Genomic DNA, 20,794 nt, shown 5'->3' with positions numbered 1-20,794 from the left:
AAAGAAATAGCCTCCAAATCCATCTCTAATCGTGGGTTTGGAGGTTATTTTATTGAAATTCATACATTTTGGAAAACTTTTCTATATTATATACGTCTATGGATAGGGGGATATTCTCGAAGGTATCATTTTTTATCTTATACACATTGATCAAGAAATGAGGAAAATCGTATGAAAAGACGGACTCTATTACTCAGTATAATCACGTTATTGTTATTCAGTTCTAACGCGTGGGCGAACGAAAAGGAGTCTACATCCCATATTCGTTCCTATGATTCTGGGAGTCTGATTCAATCCGATGGAAGCTTGTGGCTGTGGGGCTATAATCAATCCGTACCGACTCGTGTAGAGGGTAAGTCGGACGTTGTAAAAACATTTTCTAATATCATCAACGAGGGCGATCTGGTATTTTCCTTACAAGACCACTCTGCTTGGTATGTGCCTAGAAATAATATTGCTGAATCCGTGAAATTCGTTCCTCTGGAAGGATTACAGAACCTCGCAGCTGTAAGTAGTTTGAATGATCATGTGCTCGCTCTGAGCAGCGAAGGCAGCATATCTTCCGCTGATCGACTCGACAATGGAAACATCTCTAGTCCTTTTCAAACCCTATCTGGCCTCGACGAGGTTGCCAATATAGATAGTTACTATGAGGAAAGACCGGATTATGAGGAACGCTGGATATTTCTAAAGAAAGACGGCAGTGTGTGGAAAAATACAAAAGCCTTGCAGGGCTTCGAACCTATTTCATCATTAAAAGATATTACGGCAATCGCTAAAAACATAGCCTTAAAAAAAGATGGCACCGTGTGGACGTGGCCCAAAGAATTTGATAAAAATGTAACTCCGTCCGAAACTCTATCCGTATCGCAAATTCAAGCCTTATCGGGCATCAAGACAATCAAGGCCGATAGGTATTCCAATCTCGCGATTGATCAGCAAAGTCGACTTTGGTTCTGGGGTGCTACAGTTACAGGTTACTCAGATAATACAACCTATCACAACGAAAATACCCCTGTACTATTAACAGGAGTAAAGGATGTTAAAGACGCCTTTTTCGCCGAACGCTCCATACTTGCCCTAACCACTGCTGGGAATGTATATGTTGCGTCTCTAGATGGTGAAAAGTTACCATCCAATGCCCCCTTTACATTACTTGCTAAAAATATTCAAAACATCAAAGCAGGTCCACGGCACGTAATCATGCAAAAAGCAGATGGCGCCCTATGGGGCTGGGGTGTCAACAAACACGCGCAGCTCGGTATAGGGGACTATGAGTTTCTTTATAGTTCACCAGTTCCTGTACAAAAACCGATTCTTGTCCGTCTCAATGGTTCGCCTGTCCCTCTGAGTAATGGTGCCATTACCCGCAACGGGCAGGCTTTTATTCCCCTTCGTTCTGTTTTTGACAAACTGGGGGCCGAGATCGCTTATGATTTCAACAGCAAAATAGCGAATATGAATCAGTCTAAGACAGAAGACCATCCTGTCTCTCTAGAAGTAAATTTCAAAACCAGCCAAACAAAAGTGAACGGTAAAGCCGTAAAACTCACCAATCCGCCCTTCATGGTGAATGGAATTGGTTATCTTCCACTAAGGCTACTCAGCGAAACGCTGGGGGCCAAGGTAGATTGGATACAAAAAGAAGATACTATTGAAATTACAACGAAATAGTAAATAAAAACCAGTCCAAACATGATTCGTGTTGGACTGGTTTTTTATGCTATATACTGCGTGTATTATGCGACTTCCCATCTGTTTTGGACAATTCGTCACAACGCAGAATCTCACACCTATTGTTTAACTTTATTCTCTTTTTCTCTTTCGACCAGCATATCTACGATCATATCAATTTGCCCGGTAATAGCGATTGGATCATAGCGATAATACGTATCAAAATCGTTAAAGAACACTCTATTGTTCTTCACCGCAGGAAGATTCCCCCACACAGCGGACGATTTCAGTTGCTTGAGCGCGTCACCCTTTTTCTCCGGGTCATACGTAGTCAGGAACATATAATCTGCGTCATACTGTGGCAATACCTCCATCGAAAGCTGCACCGTTTGTTCCTTGGAGTTAGCTGTTTTCTTTGGCATATTCAGTTTAAGCGCATTGTACACGGCTTGTCCGCCCCGCCCCGCATTGTCGCCAAAGATCCAAAGTGCGTGCTTGTCCGTCAGCTCATACAGACCGAAAGTTGCCTTTTCGTCAATCACACCTTTAAGACGTACGCGACCTTCAGCGGCCTTTTTATCAAATGCAGCAATAAATTGCTCAGCCTTCTCCTTTTCCCCGGTGATATCTCCGAACAGCTTGACCGTATCATAGATATTAGTCGTCGTACCGTACGGAATGTACAGGGTAGGTGCGATTTTAGACAAAGCCTCATAATTCGTATCCTTCATAACCACGATCAGATCGGGTTTGAGTTCCAGCGTCTTTTCCAAATTGGTCGGATCACCCACCTCTTTGGTTCCTTTTTCCTTCAGCAAATCGGTCAGAAAAGGATTTTGAAACGCAGTCGGCTCCACACCCACCACGTTAGCACCCACGGACAGCAATTCTCCACCGTAAAAATCCGTTACAATGCGCTGTGGCTTCGCAGGAATTTGAATATCCCCTTTAACCGTTTTAAAGCTTCTAGTCTCTCCAGTAGAAGCCGACTCTTGCTTATCTCCTGAAGATGAAGCCGGATTACTTCCATTATTATTTCCGCCGCAAGCGCTGATGAATACAGACAATACAAGTAACATAGCTGTTATCATAAAATACGATTTTCTTTTCAACTGATTAGCCCCCTATATATTGTGAAGATGATCTTCCCGATACACATGATAATGATTATCAATATCGTAAGAAATATATCAAGCGTCGTCCTTACTGTCAACTGAAAAACGAACTTTGCATCATTTCACTTTAAAAATGAAAAGACCTGCCAAAATGATGGCCAGGTCTTCTTTGTGGAGCCGTCTCAAAACCTACACATTTGGGCTAGGTTGCTGGAGGCTGCTTTCTGGTGATCGCTGTTTTGTTTTATATTCTTCTCCCCAATCCTTCATCAGGTTAATAATCGGGATCAGCGTTTTTCCAAATTCAGTTAGAGAGTATTCGACCTTAGGAGGAACCTGTTGGTAGACTTCACGGTGAACGACTCCGTCCTCTTCCAGCTCGCGCAATTGGAGTGTCAGCATACGCTGAGTAATTCCCGGACAGATCCGCCGAAAATCACTAAATCGCTTAGTCCCATACATGAGATGATATAAAATAATCCCTTTCCATTTGCCCCCAATCACGTCCAGCGTGTACTCAACAGGACACGCCTGATCATTTCCAGCGGTACATTCCCCAAAGCCGCCTTTCCGATTGCGCATAGGCTTTTCTCCTCCTTGGTATCATTTTATATACTACAGCACATTAATGTGCGTACTTCAAAAACAATCATGTATATTCTAATATTAAGCATGTTACTTGGTAAGCGTCAATTTTAATCACATCCATAAGGAGTGGAATAACGATGGAAACCTTAACTACTACTAAAGATCAAATCTTATCTGCATACGAGTTCAGACATGCAACGAAGGAATTTGATAGCCATAAGAAAATTAGCGATTCTGACTTCGACTTTATTCTTGAAACAGGCCGTTTATCCCCGAGTTCGTTTGGCTTTGAACCCTGGAAATTTGTTGTCGTTCAGAGTAACGCTATGCGTGAGAAGCTGCTGCCTTACTCTTGGGGGGCCCAAAAACAACTGCCAACAGCCAGCCATTTTGTACTCATCCTCTCTAGACTTCCTGAAGATATGGTAGCCTCATCCGATTATATCAAGAGTATGATGGAGAACGTGCAGCAATTACCCGCTGAAGTGATTCAAGGCAGAGAGAAAGTGTATGATGCCTTTCTAAAGTCAGATTTTGGGCTGGAGGAAAATAAAAGAGCCTTGTTCGAGTGGGGCTGCCGACAAACCTACATCGCACTGGGCAACATGATGACTGCCGCAGCTCAAATCGGCATTGATTCCTGCCCTATCGAAGGTTTTAATAAACAGGAAATCGAACGCATCCTCTCCGAGGAAGGCATTATGGATGCCGAGCATTTCGGTATTTCTTGTATGGTGGCATTTGGATACCGTCTCAACGAACCGCGTGGCAAAACTCGGCGATCTGTAGATCAGGTTATTGAATGGGTGTAAAACCTTTTTTCTAAAACAAAGGGGCGTCCCGCAACCATTTCCATGGCTGTTGGGACACCCCCTTTTCATAAAACCTCAAGTCTTAAAAATTCTGTCATTCCAAACCCTTACTTATAAGTTACTTCTTCCGCGAAATAGATTTCCTTTAAACGATCCTTTACGCGCTGAATTTCATCTGCTGTTAACGGAGCTGTAGGATGCAGCTTAAAGTTCCTTCCAGTGACATAGCTTACATCTGTGTTCTTACCCAGATTGTAGGCCATCTTCGGAACCGGATTTCGGGTATAGTCAGTAAAGTCAATAATGGACCATGCCGCATCTCCATCCTCCTTGGATAAAATAATCCGCTGTGAGGCGTTTTCAGTCCACAAGTAACGCAGATTGGCTGGTGAATTATTGGAGTCCATAACTGCCTTAAAACCTGAGCCTCTAAACATGAGTGAAAACTCCGTATGATCATTACTCAATCCAGCTATCGATTCATAAATCTGTTTCAGCCCGTCCACGCCCACAATCTCAACCTCACGGTCAACAGGGAAGTGCTTCACAAAGTTTTCCCATATTTGAGACATGTTATGGTTTTTGGCAAGCCAGTTGACATCCAAAATAATGGACATGTAATTTACTGTATTCAAACGTTGATACGGGTTATCTAAATATTGCTGTGCTATATACAGTTGTGGTGCCGCATCCGTTTCCGTCACATATGGATCACCTGGATGGAGAGTCCAGCGTGAAGAATCTTTGGTATAACGCGACCCGATGGGATCAATCGAAATCGAGTTCATAAATACGATACCGCTATTATTTGTAAGCCCCTGTGCCGGAACAATCGGATTATCCTTATGGGACCAGTAAGGCATCAAAGGTGAACCCTCACCATACATGTTGTTCACATTATACTGTGTAGCCGACCACCCCATCGCTGAGGTAATCTTAAAATGATCCTTAAGCCATTGGGCCTGCTCAGGATTCACCGTAAAGCCGGTCAATGATTTAGGCAGATACTTCCGATATTGGTCTGTATCCATACTTTCAAACACCGAAGGTGATCCCAACGAACCAGATTGGTGCAGCTCATTGAGGGCATTATAACGATACATATACAACCACTCGTTCATCTGTGCTTCCCATTCAGGAAGATCAAACAGATTATTCGGATACCCATCCAAAATCCCGACTTCATCGCCATACTGATCCACGTATTCCAAAACCTTTTTAAGCTGCGGACGATTTGATTCCACAAAAATAAATCTATTTTCCATGGCCCACGTCACTTTTAAGTTGGTACCAAAGTGATCCATCAGCAATTGACGCGACTGCTCAATTTGCTCTACCGTGGTCGTACTGCCCGCATCTTTTCCCTGTAGCATCATGGAGATAGCAAAATATTGCTTTTTGCGTGCTCCTGGTACTACAGTTAACTCGGCATCGGATATGAAGTGAATTCCCTGAGAGGGTGATTCAACCTCAATCTTGAATGGAATGACAGAGTTCAATGCAGGAATCAGATGCAGGTTGGCAATATGTCCATCCTCGTCAAATATCCCTCTGGAATCCTCTATACGAAGCTTCAAGTCTGACGGCAATAGACCGGACGGTATGACCTCTCCCTTTGCATTTTGAAATACATAGGGCATGCTCCAGGCTGTAGGGTCTAGAGTAGTGGCCTGTGAAATGGTGTACGTCGCCAAGTATACGGACCTGATTACACTCGGGTCCTCTACCGGAGGAGTCTTCCCTTTCACGATCAGCTTGGTCTGTGCTTTAAGTACCCGATAAGGTTTAGCAATGGTGACTTCCATCTCTACAGGAATATAACCATCAGCAGCAGGTATATTTTCGGAATGCGCAATTTTCCCATGTTCATCAAATACACCTAATGTATCACTAAATGTGTAGGTGACACTTGTGACGCTAACAGCGGGAATGCTTACCAAGTGCCCTTTATTGTAGAGATCAAAGGACAGCTGATACGAAGGATACGTTTCCGGTTGATTGACCAACTCGGGCGCCTTGATTACTACCTCATCCACCACGAAATCCGACGAATGATCCGGTGGTTCTGACGGAGTCACTGGCGGTATGATTGGTGGTATCACTGGCGGTGTCACTGGTGGTATCACCGGTGGTTTGGGACTAGGTTCTGGTCGTATAATTGGCGGTTCCGGCTTCGGCTCTGTTGGTGTTACCGGAGATACCGGTGGATCGGGTCTTGGACTATGGCTTTTAGGCTCTTCGATCTCCGGATTCGCACGCTGGTGACTGATTTCCGGCGCCAGGTCGACCACGATCTTCTTCGATTCCGTTGGACTGGCTGGCTGATTCGTCATTGCAGTTCCATTTCCTAATGATTCCAGCAGACGCTTAGCACGTTCTCTCAGACCGTCACCGCCTAGCCATATCCGATATGCTACCAGTGTAGCATCCTGCCGTCTCACAGACTCTTTGGGATGGAAATAATGATTCGTATCCCCCTCGATCAGCTCCAACCGTTCCATCAGCCATACGCTCGTTTGTGCATAGTCTGATATATCAGCCTGATCCACAAAACTAGATCTATCGGAAGCGCGGGTATCTTCAGAAACGCCGAAATACCTGGCATACCACACCGCCATATCCTGACGGGTCATATTATGCTTTGCACCGAATAACTGATCACTAATTCCCTTGGTAATGTTCTCTGCTTGCAAGGTCTGCACATAGGGTAGAGCCCACGGTGACACATCACTAAAAGAAGCAACGCTTTTGTTAACCGAAGTTCGTTTTAAGGTTTTAACGAAAATGCTCGCCCATTCCTGCCTCGAAATAAAATGCACAGGTCGAAAACTACCATCCTGATAACCCGTAACATACCCTTGAGCAGCCATGGCTTCAATTGCATCAGCTGCGTAGGAATGTTCGATATCGTTAAAGACCCTATCTGCAAAAACAGGCACAGTATGTATACAGAACAACCAAACAGCCAGTAAAGCAGCGATGTACTGCCTAATTTGTTTTAACTTTTTTTCACATTTCATATTATTTGGATCCTTGCACCTCCTTTACGATATAGCATCAGGTCACTTCCACCTGCACTTCTGTTTCAACTCTGAAAATTATCTCTTTTGTTTTCAAACGGATTTCATTTCAATTAACACCAAACTGTATATACTTGAATTATCGGAATAATATCCCTAGGATTGAATAAAGACAGCAAAAAAAGTAGTTATAGATTACGGTTCCATCCGTAAAATTGTCATTATTTTAAAGGCATATATCCCGATCTTTTAAAATGGTTTTCATTGGGAATTAAATTTCCAGCATTTTTTCATTACTAAATTTTCTAATGCGAGCATCACAATAAAAAAGATAACATCATGTATAAAGCACCATACACAATGTTATCTCTTCTTTTGTTTTTATTGGCTATCTCCATCAGCTGTTGATTCTTTGTTGCCAGCACCCTTAAAAACATAATAATAACCTTCTGAAATCCCATCTTGCGGATAAGCTGCAGGATCTTCGCTGGTTACTTGACCTACAAGCTCCCGATTCTTAAACGTGTGAGGACCTTCCTCTATTAGCGCCTCAGCAGACATCCCACTGATAAGTCTTACGGTACTGGACCAGAATGTAACTAAATATATATCGTTAGCATTAAATTGAAAGCGTCCTTCACTGGGTGTCCCCTCATAAAACAGCTCAGACAAAGAAGACGCTTCTGACCCTCTCATAAAAATTTGAATATCACTAGTTCCATTCCATCTATGAGGAATTCCGCCTCTGGGATTGATATACTCTACAACCTCAGGCTCTTGATCGCGAAGAAAATCAGTAACTGTAAATTTGTACACATCATCCGTTATACTCTCGGTTACAACTCCAGTTGTTTTCCCTGTTTTATAGCCACTGAAATCTCCATACACATTTGGGGTTTGACTTAAAGCTGCAAAAAACCTTTCCTGATCCATATATTCGACTCTTCCAGGTACCGCAGTCAATCTATATGTCTTGACCTCAGTGCCCTTGTACTTATCCCAAGTATATTCTGTAGCTGCATAAGATACTCCACTGTTCCAGCTCACAGATGCCACCATGAGAATACCTATCATCAATAATAATGGCCATTTTTTCAACACCATACCCTCAACCTCTTTCTCAAAGTACACTCAAATCATTAATAGCATTATAGCTTTTCAATAATTCTATTAACAGTTAAATATTAGAAAAAAGTGTGGATAATTTTTGTCACCTATGAGCTACAAAATTTCCTTGAACAACTGGCAGCCCCTGTCCACTTTACTTTATGATGGATGGGTAGCAGAACATAATAAAGGCATTATGGAGAGAGAATACTGGGGTCTATAACGGCTTTCTTCCAAGCTAGGATTTTCGGAAATTTATACGTATTGGTATCAAGTTAAAACATGCATTGAATAAGCTATTTCCCTGTATTCTGCTGATCGGTTGCTGCTTTGAGACGTTTTTCCATTTCCGTAGACACCATAATGTTTAACAGACCCATGAGATTATTTGTCTCATCTCTTGCTTTTCGATAGGCCGCAGTGAAGACTTTTTCATTTGCAGCAGGATTTTTAAGATCGCTCAGTTTCTTCCACTCCGGTTTGACTCGTTGATCATACATATTGTACAAGCTGATGTCTGTGGGGGTTTGTGCAACAGGCAGTACAGATTCAAATTCCGAGGCAACCTTAAAGAAGCCCAGCGCGTTTTGGACAGATGGACTAGAGTAATCATGCGTCTTCATCGCTTCTTCTAAAATATGAAGTCCCTCGCGTGACAAATAGAGCATTTTGACGAGTCCTCTTTCTGTATTAGAGGTTTCCTCCCACTTCTTGTAGGACTCACCTGGAGCAACTCCCTCTGTAAAAAAAGTATAAGCTTCATGAATAAATTCATCTGTATTCAGGTGGATGGGCTCTTCTGTATATAAATTCACGACAGAATCACTGTAATTTGCAATGTTTACCTGTTTCCCGGTTGGATCGGAAACCCGCCGAATCGGATGATCCGGTACTCGTACCAGTCCATAACGATCCGCAAAGGTAAGAAGCTGCTCCTGCGTCGTATTTAACCCTATTTGTCCTGCTGGCTGCTCGGGTTTCGTTGCTTCTTTAGCCACATCTGAGTACGTCTTCCCATTACTTTTTGCAGCTTGGTCTGTAGTATTGCTCACAATACCATCCACACCAGCCTGTTCCGCATTGTCCGCCTTGGTATTCTGTGTAGTCGTAGTCGTTGCTGCTCCAGTCGTAGATTCACCTTCAATTTGCTTTTTGGAGTCACCGCATGCGTTCAGCATAGCAGTTAAACTTATTACAGCAGTCAACAAAATAATATACGCTTTTGCCTTCATTCAGTATCTTCCTCATTTCCTTATGTATCATTCTTTATACCTTCGCGGTCTGATTGTAACCTTCAATAATATGGAATTAATCTTATCAAAAAATAAAAATGAGGGAATACTGGACCATACTCCTGATTATCTTCGATGATTCTATAGTAATTCGTTGTTTTCTGAACTAAAGTCGTGGCTCTCAACCTATATAATGGGCAAATTGCCCGTTGACTTTCGGAATACTTGATCCTCGGTGCTACTCCTGCCTGTTCAAGTTACATTATAGTTGGTTCCTAGTTTTCAAAAGCCGATCGTTCTGTTTTAAATCAGTAGGTTGTAGTAAATCGAATATTACAAACGAAAGCACCTGTAATTCATATAGAAATGGATGAATTACAGATGCTTTTCTATTAGTTAGTAAAGAGACTCCCAATTTTATTGTTTTTATGAATATTTTCCGTTCCGGCTTCCAACGCAGTTTTGTAATATGAGCATTTATGTTCAATTACTTCCATTGTTTTTTTAAGTTCTTCCATTTGTACTTCTACAGTAGCTTTTCGTTCCATAAACATGTCATATCTTTGTTGTAGTGTGGAATCCCCACCAGAACACCAATCAATAAAATTTTTAATTTCTTTGATCGGCATCCCGGTGGATTTTAGACATTCAATTATTGTTAAAGCGTCGATATCGGATTCTTTAAATAATCTTGTTCCGCTAGATGTCCGTTCTACAAAAGGCATAAGTCCTTCCTTATCGTAGTAACGTAAGGTATATGCTGTAAGATTCAATTCTTTTGCAACTTCGCTGATAGAATATGTCTTCATCATGTATCTCCTATTTTTAATGACATAGACTTCGAGTTAACTCTAGGGTGTAAGGGGAATTCTATCAAGTTATTTGTTGAATGTCAAAGTCCCCTTATAGGAAAAGTAGAATCAGATGCAATCTAACGAAATATAATTAGCTGTAATGAACCTGAACCTGTACGAGCAGAAATTCCCAAAAGGAATATAAACTTGCGCTTGACTTAGAGTTAACTATAAGGATTAACATTGATTTGCAAGAGAAAAAGTATAAATGGAAATGAATGAAGGGTAACTTCAACCGACTTCAGCTAGTTTTCAATTTATACCGATATAACTGCATTCTCTTGAAAAATACAAATAATAGGAGGCTATTTATGATAACTGCTAAAGCACGCGCTGTCGATGGCCCAGACAAACCGTTTCGATCGGCTGAAATTAAACGACGGGATCTTGATTCATACGATGTTCTGATTGAAATTAAATATGCCGGAATATGCCATTCTGACATCCACACTGCTCACGGTGAATGGGGACCAGTGAACTACCCTCTCGTACCTGGACATGAAATTGCAGGGATTGTCACGGAGGTAGGATCTAAGGTTACAAAGTACAGAGTTGGTGACCGGGTAGGGGTTGGCTGTATGGTCGATTCCTGTGGAGAATGTGAGAACTGTCGTAAAGGAGAGGAACAATACTGCCTTAAAGGAAATGTCCCTACCTATGCTGGTGTTGACAAATACGGCGAGCCTACACAAGGCGGATATTCTACCCACATTGTCGTAACTGAGGATTTTGTAGTGAAAATTCCAGATAACATTGAGCTAGACGTGGCTGCTCCATTACTTTGTGCAGGTATTACGACTTATTCACCGTTGAACCGCTGGGGTGCTGGTCCAGATAAGAAAGTGGCCGTTGTGGGAATGGGAGGCCTTGGCCATATGGCTATCAAGATTGCACATGCTATGGGTGCTGAGGTAACCGTTCTATCACAAACATTAAAGAAAAAGGATGATGGCTTGCAATTTGGTGCGGATCACTATTATGCTACAAGCGAACCAGAAACATTTGAAAAGCTTGCTGGGCACTTTGATTTGATTATTAACACGGTAAGTGCTGCCATCGATATGGATGCTTATTTTGCACTACTCAATCTAGATGGAACTTTGGTGAATGTCGGTGCCCCTGGGGAGCCGTTGTCACTAAATGTGATGTCCCTTATCGGACATCGCCGTTCATTTGCTGGTTCAATGATAGGAGGCATCCGTGAGACACAGGAAATGTTGGATTTTTGTGCAAAACACAATATTGTTCCTAAAATTGAAGTGATATCGGCCGACCAGATTGACGAAGCCTACAAACGAGTGTTAGCTTCTGATGTGAAGTATAGATTCGTGATTGACATTAGCACAATGTAAGCTATGTAAATCATAAGTTGTACAAGTGATTTTAATTTTGAAGGTGTCCCCAAAGTATTACTTGGGACACCTTCACTTTATTCTGTGTACCATCCTATTGTCTATTTCCTCTTTTTTGTATTTATTTGTAATTCAAAGATTCTACCCTTAGAATATAATACATTAGGAATAAATAGGAAGGGGGAACTTATCTATGTTCAAGAAAATGGATATTTACAGAATCCTCACTTTAATATTTGCTGTAGTTGTTATGATCTCTTCCTCTTTATCACTCGCATACCCAGACACCTATAGGGACTCATACAAAATCGCGCAATTTTTTCTAGGGTTTATATTTTTATTTTCTGGAATTACAGAGTTTAAGGCTAACCGTAAGAGTATTGCAATTATCAACTTCTCAGTTTCCCTTCTCACTTTTTTTGTCTCTATATTTACACTTGTAGTGCGAACAGGATAACCACACGGTTCTATACCTCAGTAACAACCCTTCCGTAGCTCCTCCCTCGTCATGTAAAAGAAAAGCCGAGCGAACTCAGGATCATCTGAATTGCGCTCAGCAAATGTTACGTATTTAGCAATCTTTTAGTTTTCCTCTAATTCTTCAATTCTCTGCCGCTTTCCTATGCCAAAGACAAAATATCCAACAATGACGATCGCCATGAATGATGCCCCGACAATCAACGACAAGCGTGTGTCTGGATTAAACCACATTCCAACGATCACAAGCAACAAAAAGATAATGGTAATGTAATTACTGATCGGAAAAAAACGAGATTTAAAGGTGTGATCCTTCATTTCGTCTTTCCACTTTTTCCTGAATTTAAATTGACTGATGGCTAATGCAAACCACGGTACCATGCCTGGAAGAACACTGGCGCTGTAAATATACAGAAAAAGTTTGGAATCAGGCATTAAATAGTTAAATAACACCCCTACCAGCAGCAAGGAAATGGTCGTTATTATACTATTTCTAGGGACGCCGCTTGGAGAAACTTTCCCGAAAAACTTGGGAGCTTGTCCGTTCTTAGCCAACGTGTATAACATTCTTCCCGCACTGTAAATACCACTGTTACAACCAGACATCGCAGCTGTAAGTACAACAAAGTTAATGATACCCGCAGCAGCCACAATTCCTACCTTGGCAAAAGTCAGAACAAATGGGCTACCGATCTCGCCTATTTGGTTCCAAGGATAAATCGTAACAATGACAAAGATTGCACCCACGTAGAAAATCAGAATACGCCAGATGATGTTTTTAATGGCTTTTCGCAGTGTCGTTTTTGGATTTTCAGCTTCACCTGCCGTAATACCCACCATTTCTATCCCTTGGTAAGCCGCTGTTACAATACAGAGTGCAAACAGAAACCCTTTCAAACCACCTGCAAAGAAGCCGCCATGGCTGTACAGATTGGATAGACCTATCGGTTGTCCACCGTTACCGAGTCCAAAGAAGATCATCCCCGTACCAACTACTAACATGAAGATAATGGCGACAATTTTAATCATCGCAAACCAAAACTCAAATTCCCCATAAAATTTCACAGCCGCCAAATTGGCCAATGCAATAATAATTACACCTGCCAAAGCCGGCAACCATTGCGGGATATCTGGAAACCAGTAGCCCACATATACCCCAATCGCAGTAACTTCCGCCATCCCTACGGTAACCCATAAAAACCAATAGCTCCAGGCGGTCAAGAAACCGGCTAAAGGGCTGATATATTTATGAGCAAATGTAGCGAATGAGCCTGTCACCGGTTCAAGAATCAGCATTTCCCCCATGATCCGCATGACAAAAAACATAATAATCCCAGCTAAGAGATAAGCCAGCAGCACTGAGGGACCTGCCCATTTTATCGTACTTGCCGATCCCATAAACAAACCGACGCCAATCGTACCTCCAAGCGCAATCAACTCAACGTGCCGTGGCTTTAGCCCTCTCGTTAATTGTTTCGATTCCAAAAGAACGCTCCCCTTCGTATATGTTCATCATCAAACGCTAATGATCCGGAAAACTGTCCCCAAACATTATTAACTTTTCAGACTGACGTGGTCGTGAGTGAACGACAACAAAGTAGTTCCACGATTCGTAAATATACCAGAAAACCACGTCCTATTTACCGTCCAAACCTTACTGTTTCTAAGACCGAGTCCGTAGCATTAGATGCATTGTATGACAAAAAACGCCTAAATACAACTGCTAATTAGCAGACATTTTTATGCATGAAATGGAAAGGAAGGCTATTCATATTTTCTGAACAATGGTCAATTTAATGTAATGCATTAGAGTGCTAAACAAACATATTTCTTCAATGATAAATATCACGATATTAAGTCTATTTGAAATCCCAGATGAAGATATAACTGGTCAATGGATTGATGCAAGTGGCGGATCTCATCTATAAAATTGAAGGGTTCAAAGCCTAGCTAAAGATCAGGCTTTTGAACCCGCTTATTCAATGATGAATGAATATGTATTTATTTGAGATTTTTTATAAAATTTTTCTGATCCTTGGTAAACATATAGCCACGTCGTTCATAGAACCTGTGAGCCTGTATCCGACTTGGGTGAGATAATAGTTTGATCCCAGAAAATCCATGGGACTTTCCCCACTGTTCAAGACGCTCAATCAACATGCTACCTACACCTTGATTTCTATACTTTTCTTTAACGACAAATCCTAATATATTTACCAAATATTCGGAAAAAAGTAATTCATATGGGCTTCCATGAATATATCCTAATACCTCGTTATTTTCTTCATAAACAAAGATCATATCTTTTGATTCCTTTGTAATCAATTCAATCTTCTCTTTTACTTTTTCTTCAGGAAATAGATATAGATTGGGGTTAAAATCTTGGTTCAACAAATAAATGTCATGATAATCAGATACCCTAATTTCCCTAACATTTTTTTCTTTCACTTTTGAATACCTCCTATTTTCATCATACGATGCTTTATGTCTAAACTCATTAATCCTCACAATCTTGACCGTTAAAACAATTCAGCATCCCAATAAATGCTTCAAGTTTGGAATCCTCCCATGTTGAAATACGTTGATAAAATTCTTTTTCTTTTTCTTTTAAAGCTTCCAAGGCTTTTCCACGACCATTAGCTGTCAGGGATATCAACACACCCCGGCGATCCTCAGGGTGAGTTTCACTTTTTACATATTCCAATTGCTTAAGCTGAGTAACAAGACGGCTGACAGAGCTTCGATCCATAGCGGTGGATTCTGCCAAAAATGTAGCGCTTACCGGGCCGTATGAAAGAAGACAGCGTACGATCAGAAAAGCCGCAGGTTGTAATGATGGATCGAAAAGTGCCGCAGTTTTTACATTGAGTGCATGTGACGCGCTTATAAGTGCATTAAGTTGTTCACCAAGATTCAGTTCTAATTTCTCTCTTGTAGAATTTGGATGTTGAGTTTTATTATCCATATGTCTCCACCTTATTCAAATTAGTACGAATATATTTGACATATATCAATCAAAATACATATACTTGATATATGTCAATCATATTTTCAACTTTGGTAAGTGTCAAGCAGAAGATCTACAGTATAAAGCATCCACAACCGTAAAGCGTGGACATGAATAAGAATGTAATTAGATCGAGAATTTGGAGGATGATGTATATGTCGACATACCCGATTATTGTAATCACTGGTGCTACTAACGGTCTTGGACAATGGGTAGCAATTGAATTAGCCCAACGCGGAGCACATCTAGTCTTAACAGCCAGAAATGAAAAGCGTGCTGAAACGACTAGAAATATTCTGAGAGACTTGGCGCCAAGTACAAAGGTAGACTTTTTTTTCGGGGACCTGTCTCTTATGAAAGATGTCAAACGTATTGGGGATGAAATTAAAGCTAATTATCCAAAGATTGATGTATTAGTGAACAATGCTGGATTACATGGATTTGAACAGCGAATAACCTCAGAGGGTTTGGCAGAAATGATAGCCGTAAACTATCTTGCCCCGTGGCTGTTAACGCATACACTACTCAATTCACTAATGGAATCCACAAATGCTAGGATCGTCAATGTAGCTTCTGAAGCGTCACGCAACCATGGTGAATTAAAATTACCGGAGGATTTAATAGATACATCTGCATTTACCGCAAGAGGTTCATCTAAGATATACGGAAAGACTAAACTTCTTAATATCATGTTTACAGAAGAACTTGGACGTCAATTGGATGGAACCGGAATCGTAGTTAACGCACTTAATCCAGGCTTTAACGTTACCGGCCTTGGCCGTGAGTTAGGATTTTCTTCGGTACTTGCAAAAATATTGAACGCTTTGCATATCGGAGACCCACGGAGAGGAGCAGAAATTATTATTCGTTTAGCAACAGAATCCCAATATCAAGAAGTGACAGGCGGGTATTTTAATGTTGGTACTGGTAAGCTGATTGTGCCGGCATATCCTGGTGGGGATAGCAAGATGCAACGCCTACTTTGGAGTACTACAACCGAATTATTACGGCAAAAAGGCGTTATGGAATGAAATAGAATCTAAAATCGAACAATGTCCCCCCAACGAATGGTTCATTTTGTAAACTAAATCTCTCTTTTAACCGATAAATACATATGTTGGTTCTGTACTTAAATATCTCCTCCCATCTTTACATATTCAAGTACAAACGTGTATTTTTCTAAAAGGGGGCTTTCTATGAACTATCTAGACGAGCATATACTTAGCCTCAAAGCTAAAATGGTGGATCAGAAGACAGCTAATAACGGTAATGTGAAATCCATCTCAGCTCAAACCCAGAAATCGGAACTGGACGGTTCCATGTTTGAAGAAACAAAGCTACTTCATATTGAAAATGATTATCTCACGTTGGAGCCCATTACAATACTACACGGAGAGATTGGTTTCTACATCCCCAAGTCCTTTACTCCTATGCCAATGGAGCAAGCTATAATCAAATATCCTTCAGAGCATCGACCAAAGGTCATTTATACCTCATCTGAGGAGACCATCAATATCACTTTTAATCCTACAGATACCGCTCTGGAAGCGGAAGAACTGCCTGATTTTGTAGAGCAAATGGCGGATATTTTACGGTCTGTACAACCGATTCGCAACTGGTTAGGTACCGAAATGGTCACCAACTGTTCCGGACTTTCAGTTGGGCAGATTCGTTTTGTGGCGGCGGGGATCGACGGTAATCTATACAACAAAATGCTGCTCTTCATCCATAATGGACGAGTTGTCATAGGTTCCTTTAGCTGTCTGGAGGCAGATCTCGAAGTCTGGTTACCTGTAGCAGAATACTGGGTTCAATCCCTTTCTGTCCTTCCACCCTCCATCTATTCTACAAATGAGAAAGGAATGACTACACCATGAGTCTGGGATACGATCAAATTCAAATTCACCCTTATGAACAAATTGATCTGGAGGAGCTTACCTTAACGAAAAAAATTAACGAGCATACTCGGCTTTATTTTACAGGTATTATCCCCGAAGACTTGCAAGACAGTTATGTGGAAACGACAGAAAAAAATACCATCATTGAAGTCAGTCAACAAGATGAATCTGGCGCAAGCAAACCGCTATTTAGTGGGATTGCCCTCTCGGTCGAGGTAAAAGTCGTGCGAGGTGTGTACTATCTGGAGGTGGAAGCTATTTCCCATACTTACCGGATGGACATGAAGCAGCGTACTCGTTCTTTTCAGTATACGAAAATGACGATTCCTCAAATGCTGGAGCACATAGGTAAGGACTATGAAGGACTGGATGTGATCGACGGGGCTACCGGCGGAGAAGCCATCGGACGGCTTGCCATTCAGTATCAGGAGACAGACTGGGCGTTTTTAAGACGCATAGCCTCCCGTTATCATACGAGTCTGATGCCTGTAGCCCGTTTTGACAGTCCCAAATTTTATTTTGGTATTGAGGACAGCCCTGCACAGGCGATACTGGATCATACCCGTTATACCGTACGTAAGCAATTGCTTCCTTTTCGTTATTTTCAGGAGAATGAGCAAACCCAACTGAGTGAACACGATTTTATTTTTTATGAGGTAGAAACGGATGAGGTACTCGACTTGGGCGCTCAGTTGAATTTTCAGGGGCATAACCTGTATGTGATGGAAGCCTACACCGCCATGAGTCAAGGACTGCTGCGGCATCAGTATGTGTTGGGTTCTTACCAGGGATTTCGGCAAAAAGGCTACTACCAGGATAAGCTGGCAGGAGCCTCATTAAGCGGTATTGTGCTGGACGTACGTCAGGATCAGGTGCGCATTCATCTGGATTGTGATGAACAACAGGACACAAACCAAGCACACTGGTTCAACTATTCTACTGTGTACAGTGGCGGTGGCCATACCGGCTGGTACGTCATGCCAGAAAAAGGCGATTCAGTTTCCCTCTATTTCCCCGGTAGTCGGGAAGAAGACGGCGTTGCAGGTAGTGCCGTGAGAAGGGCAGATCGCAAGAGTACGCATAACCATTTTTCCAATCCGCAAATGAAAATATGGCGTACCCCGCATGGCAAGGAAATTCGACTGGGACCGGATGAACTGGTCGTTACAGGTAAGGACGGCGCTATTTATATCAAACTGGACGATAAAGAAGGCATTCATATTGCGAGCAGCAAACAGGTGAATATTACGGCGGGAGGCAATCTCAGCCTGTCTGCGGGAAAGACGATGAGTCTGTCCGCAGGTAGTCAGCTCCGTATGGATTGTAATGGTAGTCATATTGAATTAAGCGGATCGGCGGATATGAAAGGCAGCGAAGTGAAGTCGAATTAAGGATGATTAGACATGGAAAAGCAAACAGATGTGTTAGATCAACAACAAACGGCTCTTCATCAGGCTTGGTCTTTCATTCGCAAAGAATGGGCGTTGACATGTAAATCAACACAAACACAAAGATTACAGCATATAGTAGAACATTTTCGCGCCTTTTGTGAGCTGGTTCGGCAAAAACAATTTACAGGCCGTAAAGGTCATATCGGTTACATCACCTACTCTATGCTGCGCACCACATGGCTTGAACAGAAGCCCGTTTATCTTGTTGAAGCTACGGATGCCTTATGGATGCTTGATGCTGAGCCCGTTCAGTTGGAGTACGATGCAAGTTGGATTTTTCTCTATTGGACTCAATTACGTGAACAACTTGGGGCTGAAACTTTGAAGCAACAAGTCTCCCTTTCCGAACTTGAATTGGAACAGATCATGCTGGAAGCAGCGGGATATCTTCATACGATGATCGTTAGTCTAGTTCGTCAGGCTATGAAGCAAGCAGTCCACCTACCAGAGTTTGAGGCGTTGGATCGTGAAGAAGCTTTTGAGATTCGCGTCGGAGAGTATATGGATCATAGTGTCTCCGTGTATCGGGAAGATCGGAGACCCATGGATGCAAACATAGTAAAGTCTTGGCTGGAGGAAAAAGAAGAATCGGCCTACAGCTACCAAGCACTGTCTCAAGTTCAACTGTCGGATGGAGATTACAGTTCCTTGGATTTTCGCTATACAGTCTTTCGCCAGATCGGGATGCAACAAAGTCGATTGCATCACTGTATCCTCGTAGGCACGGTATGGCAAGAAGCTCAGCTAGATGGAACCGACCTTTCACACAGCCTGCTTCACGGAGCCGATTTCAGTGGCTGTTCCCTGCAAGAGGCTGTACTGGACGAAGTAATAAGCAATAGCGAATATGGATCGGATGCTTGGCTGGATTGGGAACCGTTAGGATTGGATGGAGTGAATTTTACAAGAGCTAATTTACAGGGAGCTAGTTTTCAACATGCACAGCTTCAAGGAGCTACTTTCCAAGATGCCGCGCTGCAAAGAGCTTTATTTAACGGCGCGGATCTAACAGGTGCCTGCTTTGTAGGAGCCGATGTTACTGACGCTTCGTTTATAGGTGCATGTTTAGTAAACGCTAATTTTACAGGAGCAAAACTACACCGGGTAAGCTTTACAGATGACCAACTAAGCGAAGCCATTGGCCTTGCTGCTATAGAAGCGCCCCTGGCTACACAGATAACAGATGCAGTGAGTAAAGGGGAGTGGATGTCATGAGGTATTACCGACTCATGGTGGACGAGCGCGTAAAGCATCGGGTGGAGACTGCGCCCCTGTCTCCCTTGCAGGTGGAGGATATCCTTTCGGGTCATACCCTTCAGGCGGAGGATACTCCCCTGTTTCTAGCAGTACATACAGATCCACGAACCGTATATCCGGATTTTCTGGAGTTCCCTTTGCCACTGGTTTCAGACTCCATGAAAGCCCTGTTGGAAAAATATATGCCGGAGCTGGAATGGAAGGCCGCTATACTTACCGATTTTCAGAAAGCCAGGCAGGATGTGTACTGGGTACTGCGTCCACCTGTGGTGGATTGTCTTTCCTCACAAACCGAGTGGTATCCCGACCACACCTTGAAGCAATTGGTACTTAAACACGGGAAAATCGAATCCTCTATATTTCGGATTGCCGGCTTGTTGGAAGCACGTATCTATATCAATCTCGCGGTAGCGGAAAGTCTGCTGCGTCGTCCATTTACAGGTGTTCGTGTGCAAAAAGTAGAGATGGCCACAAAGGAGGAATAATCCGTATGGAAGAAGCAAGTGTGCAGCCTGGAACAGGTGCGAAAAAAAGCTATGTCGTGGCAGGTGCGATTTTAAGCTGTAGTTACGGTACACAGCCCACGCGTTTGAAGCGCCCTTTTAGCCATGGGGTGTATGTCAAAAATAAAGCTCAGATGAATATTGGAGATTATGTGCCCGGAGTGAACATAAAATCTTTTGGGAATTGCTCCAGTCCGCTGAATCCGGCTGTGCAAGCCAGTGAGATGGTCGATATTTATGGGGTGAAAAAGGCACCGTGTATTCCTGTCCTTACGATGCCTTGGCTGAACGGAAAAAGCGACATGCGCATCGAAGGCCAGCCTGCTCTTACGCAGAACTGTACGCATCAATGTCTTTATTGCGGACACATACAGATCGAAAATGACGGTCAGGAACTGGATTAATCAGTCGCAACCTACCACTATAAAAACAAAATGCGTTGGTGAG

19 protein-coding genes are annotated in these 20,794 nt (G+C 42.4%); 10 read left to right on the top strand and 9 right to left on the bottom strand.

Annotated elements, in window-relative coordinates; genetic code table 11:
- Positions 1-171: 171 nt before the first annotated feature.
- Complete coding sequence (locus tag NSQ58_RS18230; protein WP_341057973.1) at positions 172-1,674, top strand: stalk domain-containing protein; 1,503 nt, start codon at positions 172-174, stop codon at positions 1,672-1,674.
- A 119-nt stretch (positions 1,675-1,793) separates the two neighbouring features.
- Here NSQ58_RS18230 and NSQ58_RS18225 read toward each other — a convergent pair whose 3' ends face one another.
- Positions 1,794-2,786: an ABC transporter substrate-binding protein gene (locus tag NSQ58_RS18225; RefSeq protein WP_254349078.1), complete on the bottom strand. Its 993-nt coding sequence runs from the start codon at positions 2,784-2,786 to the stop codon at positions 1,794-1,796.
- A 192-nt stretch (positions 2,787-2,978) separates the two neighbouring features.
- Entirely contained in the window at positions 2,979-3,371 is a 393-nt protein-coding gene (locus NSQ58_RS18220) for a winged helix-turn-helix transcriptional regulator (RefSeq protein ID WP_023987122.1), read from the bottom strand.
- A 143-nt stretch (positions 3,372-3,514) separates the two neighbouring features.
- On the opposite strand from NSQ58_RS18220, the gene NSQ58_RS18215 reads away from it, so the two are divergent.
- A complete protein-coding gene (locus NSQ58_RS18215; protein WP_023987121.1) occupies positions 3,515-4,189 on the top strand; it encodes an NAD(P)H-dependent oxidoreductase in 675 nt (224 codons plus the stop codon).
- A 107-nt stretch (positions 4,190-4,296) separates the two neighbouring features.
- Here the strand turns inward: NSQ58_RS18215 and NSQ58_RS18210 are convergent, their stop codons facing one another.
- From NSQ58_RS18210 to NSQ58_RS18195, 4 genes are all read right to left on the bottom strand, one after another.
- Positions 4,297-7,209 carry an S-layer homology domain-containing protein gene (locus NSQ58_RS18210; protein WP_341057972.1) on the bottom strand — a complete coding sequence of 971 codons (2,913 nt, stop codon included), beginning with the start codon at positions 7,207-7,209 and terminating at the stop codon, positions 4,297-4,299.
- Between the two features lie 381 nt (positions 7,210-7,590).
- Positions 7,591-8,313 carry a hypothetical protein gene (locus NSQ58_RS18205; protein WP_075153778.1) on the bottom strand — a complete coding sequence of 241 codons (723 nt, stop codon included), beginning with the start codon at positions 8,311-8,313 and terminating at the stop codon, positions 7,591-7,593.
- Between the two features lie 299 nt (positions 8,314-8,612).
- Positions 8,613-9,548, bottom strand: coding sequence for a hypothetical protein (locus tag NSQ58_RS18200; protein WP_341057971.1), 936 nt, complete (start codon positions 9,546-9,548; stop codon positions 8,613-8,615).
- 392 nt (positions 9,549-9,940) lie between these two features.
- Positions 9,941-10,357 (bottom strand): MerR family transcriptional regulator, encoded by a 417-nt coding sequence (locus tag NSQ58_RS18195; protein ID WP_028542028.1) that lies wholly within the window; start codon positions 10,355-10,357, stop codon positions 9,941-9,943.
- 356 nt (positions 10,358-10,713) lie between these two features.
- On the opposite strand from NSQ58_RS18195, the gene NSQ58_RS18190 reads away from it, so the two are divergent.
- Together NSQ58_RS18190 and NSQ58_RS18185 are read left to right on the top strand one after the other, a co-directional pair.
- Positions 10,714-11,754: an NAD(P)-dependent alcohol dehydrogenase gene (locus NSQ58_RS18190; RefSeq protein WP_023987116.1), complete on the top strand. Its 1,041-nt coding sequence runs from the start codon at positions 10,714-10,716 to the stop codon at positions 11,752-11,754.
- A gap of 193 nt (positions 11,755-11,947) precedes the next feature.
- Positions 11,948-12,211 (top strand): DUF3953 domain-containing protein, encoded by a 264-nt coding sequence (locus NSQ58_RS18185; protein WP_049828455.1) that lies wholly within the window; start codon positions 11,948-11,950, stop codon positions 12,209-12,211.
- 125 nt (positions 12,212-12,336) lie between these two features.
- Here the strand turns inward: NSQ58_RS18185 and NSQ58_RS18180 are convergent, their stop codons facing one another.
- The 3 genes from NSQ58_RS18180 to NSQ58_RS18170 form a co-directional block, all read right to left on the bottom strand.
- Positions 12,337-13,716 carry an amino acid permease gene (locus tag NSQ58_RS18180; RefSeq protein WP_053324682.1) on the bottom strand — a complete coding sequence of 460 codons (1,380 nt, stop codon included), beginning with the start codon at positions 13,714-13,716 and terminating at the stop codon, positions 12,337-12,339.
- A gap of 516 nt (positions 13,717-14,232) precedes the next feature.
- Positions 14,233-14,679 (bottom strand): GNAT family N-acetyltransferase, encoded by a 447-nt coding sequence (locus NSQ58_RS18175; RefSeq protein WP_341057969.1) that lies wholly within the window; start codon positions 14,677-14,679, stop codon positions 14,233-14,235.
- 49 nt (positions 14,680-14,728) lie between these two features.
- Positions 14,729-15,196 (bottom strand): MarR family winged helix-turn-helix transcriptional regulator, encoded by a 468-nt coding sequence (locus NSQ58_RS18170; RefSeq protein WP_071559263.1) that lies wholly within the window; start codon positions 15,194-15,196, stop codon positions 14,729-14,731.
- 197 nt (positions 15,197-15,393) lie between these two features.
- Here NSQ58_RS18170 and NSQ58_RS18165 point away from each other — a divergent pair, with 197 nt between their 5' ends.
- The 6 genes from NSQ58_RS18165 (at position 15,394) to NSQ58_RS18140 (ending at position 20,751) form a co-directional block, all read left to right on the top strand.
- A complete protein-coding gene (locus NSQ58_RS18165; protein ID WP_023987111.1) occupies positions 15,394-16,269 on the top strand; it encodes an SDR family NAD(P)-dependent oxidoreductase in 876 nt (291 codons plus the stop codon).
- Positions 16,270-16,434: 165 nt separating this feature from the next.
- Entirely contained in the window at positions 16,435-17,115 is a 681-nt protein-coding gene (locus NSQ58_RS18160) for a hypothetical protein (RefSeq protein ID WP_340981539.1), read from the top strand.
- Complete coding sequence (locus tag NSQ58_RS18155) at positions 17,112-18,527, top strand: phage baseplate assembly protein V (RefSeq protein ID WP_028542021.1); 1,416 nt, start codon at positions 17,112-17,114, stop codon at positions 18,525-18,527. Before NSQ58_RS18160 ends, NSQ58_RS18155 begins: the two co-directional genes overlap by 4 nt.
- A 12-nt stretch (positions 18,528-18,539) precedes the next feature.
- A complete protein-coding gene (locus tag NSQ58_RS18150; RefSeq protein WP_341057968.1) occupies positions 18,540-19,802 on the top strand; it encodes a pentapeptide repeat-containing protein in 1,263 nt (420 codons plus the stop codon).
- A complete protein-coding gene (locus NSQ58_RS18145) occupies positions 19,799-20,329 on the top strand; it encodes a hypothetical protein (protein WP_028542019.1) in 531 nt (176 codons plus the stop codon). The genes NSQ58_RS18150 and NSQ58_RS18145 overlap by 4 nt, the downstream gene beginning before the upstream one ends.
- A 5-nt stretch (positions 20,330-20,334) precedes the next feature.
- The gene (locus NSQ58_RS18140) at positions 20,335-20,751 is read left to right on the top strand and encodes a DUF4280 domain-containing protein (protein WP_013308879.1); all 417 of its coding nucleotides are present in this window, start codon (positions 20,335-20,337) and stop codon (positions 20,749-20,751) included.
- Positions 20,752-20,794 lie beyond the last annotated feature (43 nt).

The sequence above is a fragment of the Paenibacillus sp. FSL M7-0134 genome, from assembly GCF_038007865.1.
Lineage (GTDB): Bacteria > Bacillota > Bacilli > Paenibacillales > Paenibacillaceae > Paenibacillus > Paenibacillus polymyxa_B.
This window is presented reverse-complemented; position numbering and strand designations above follow the sequence as displayed.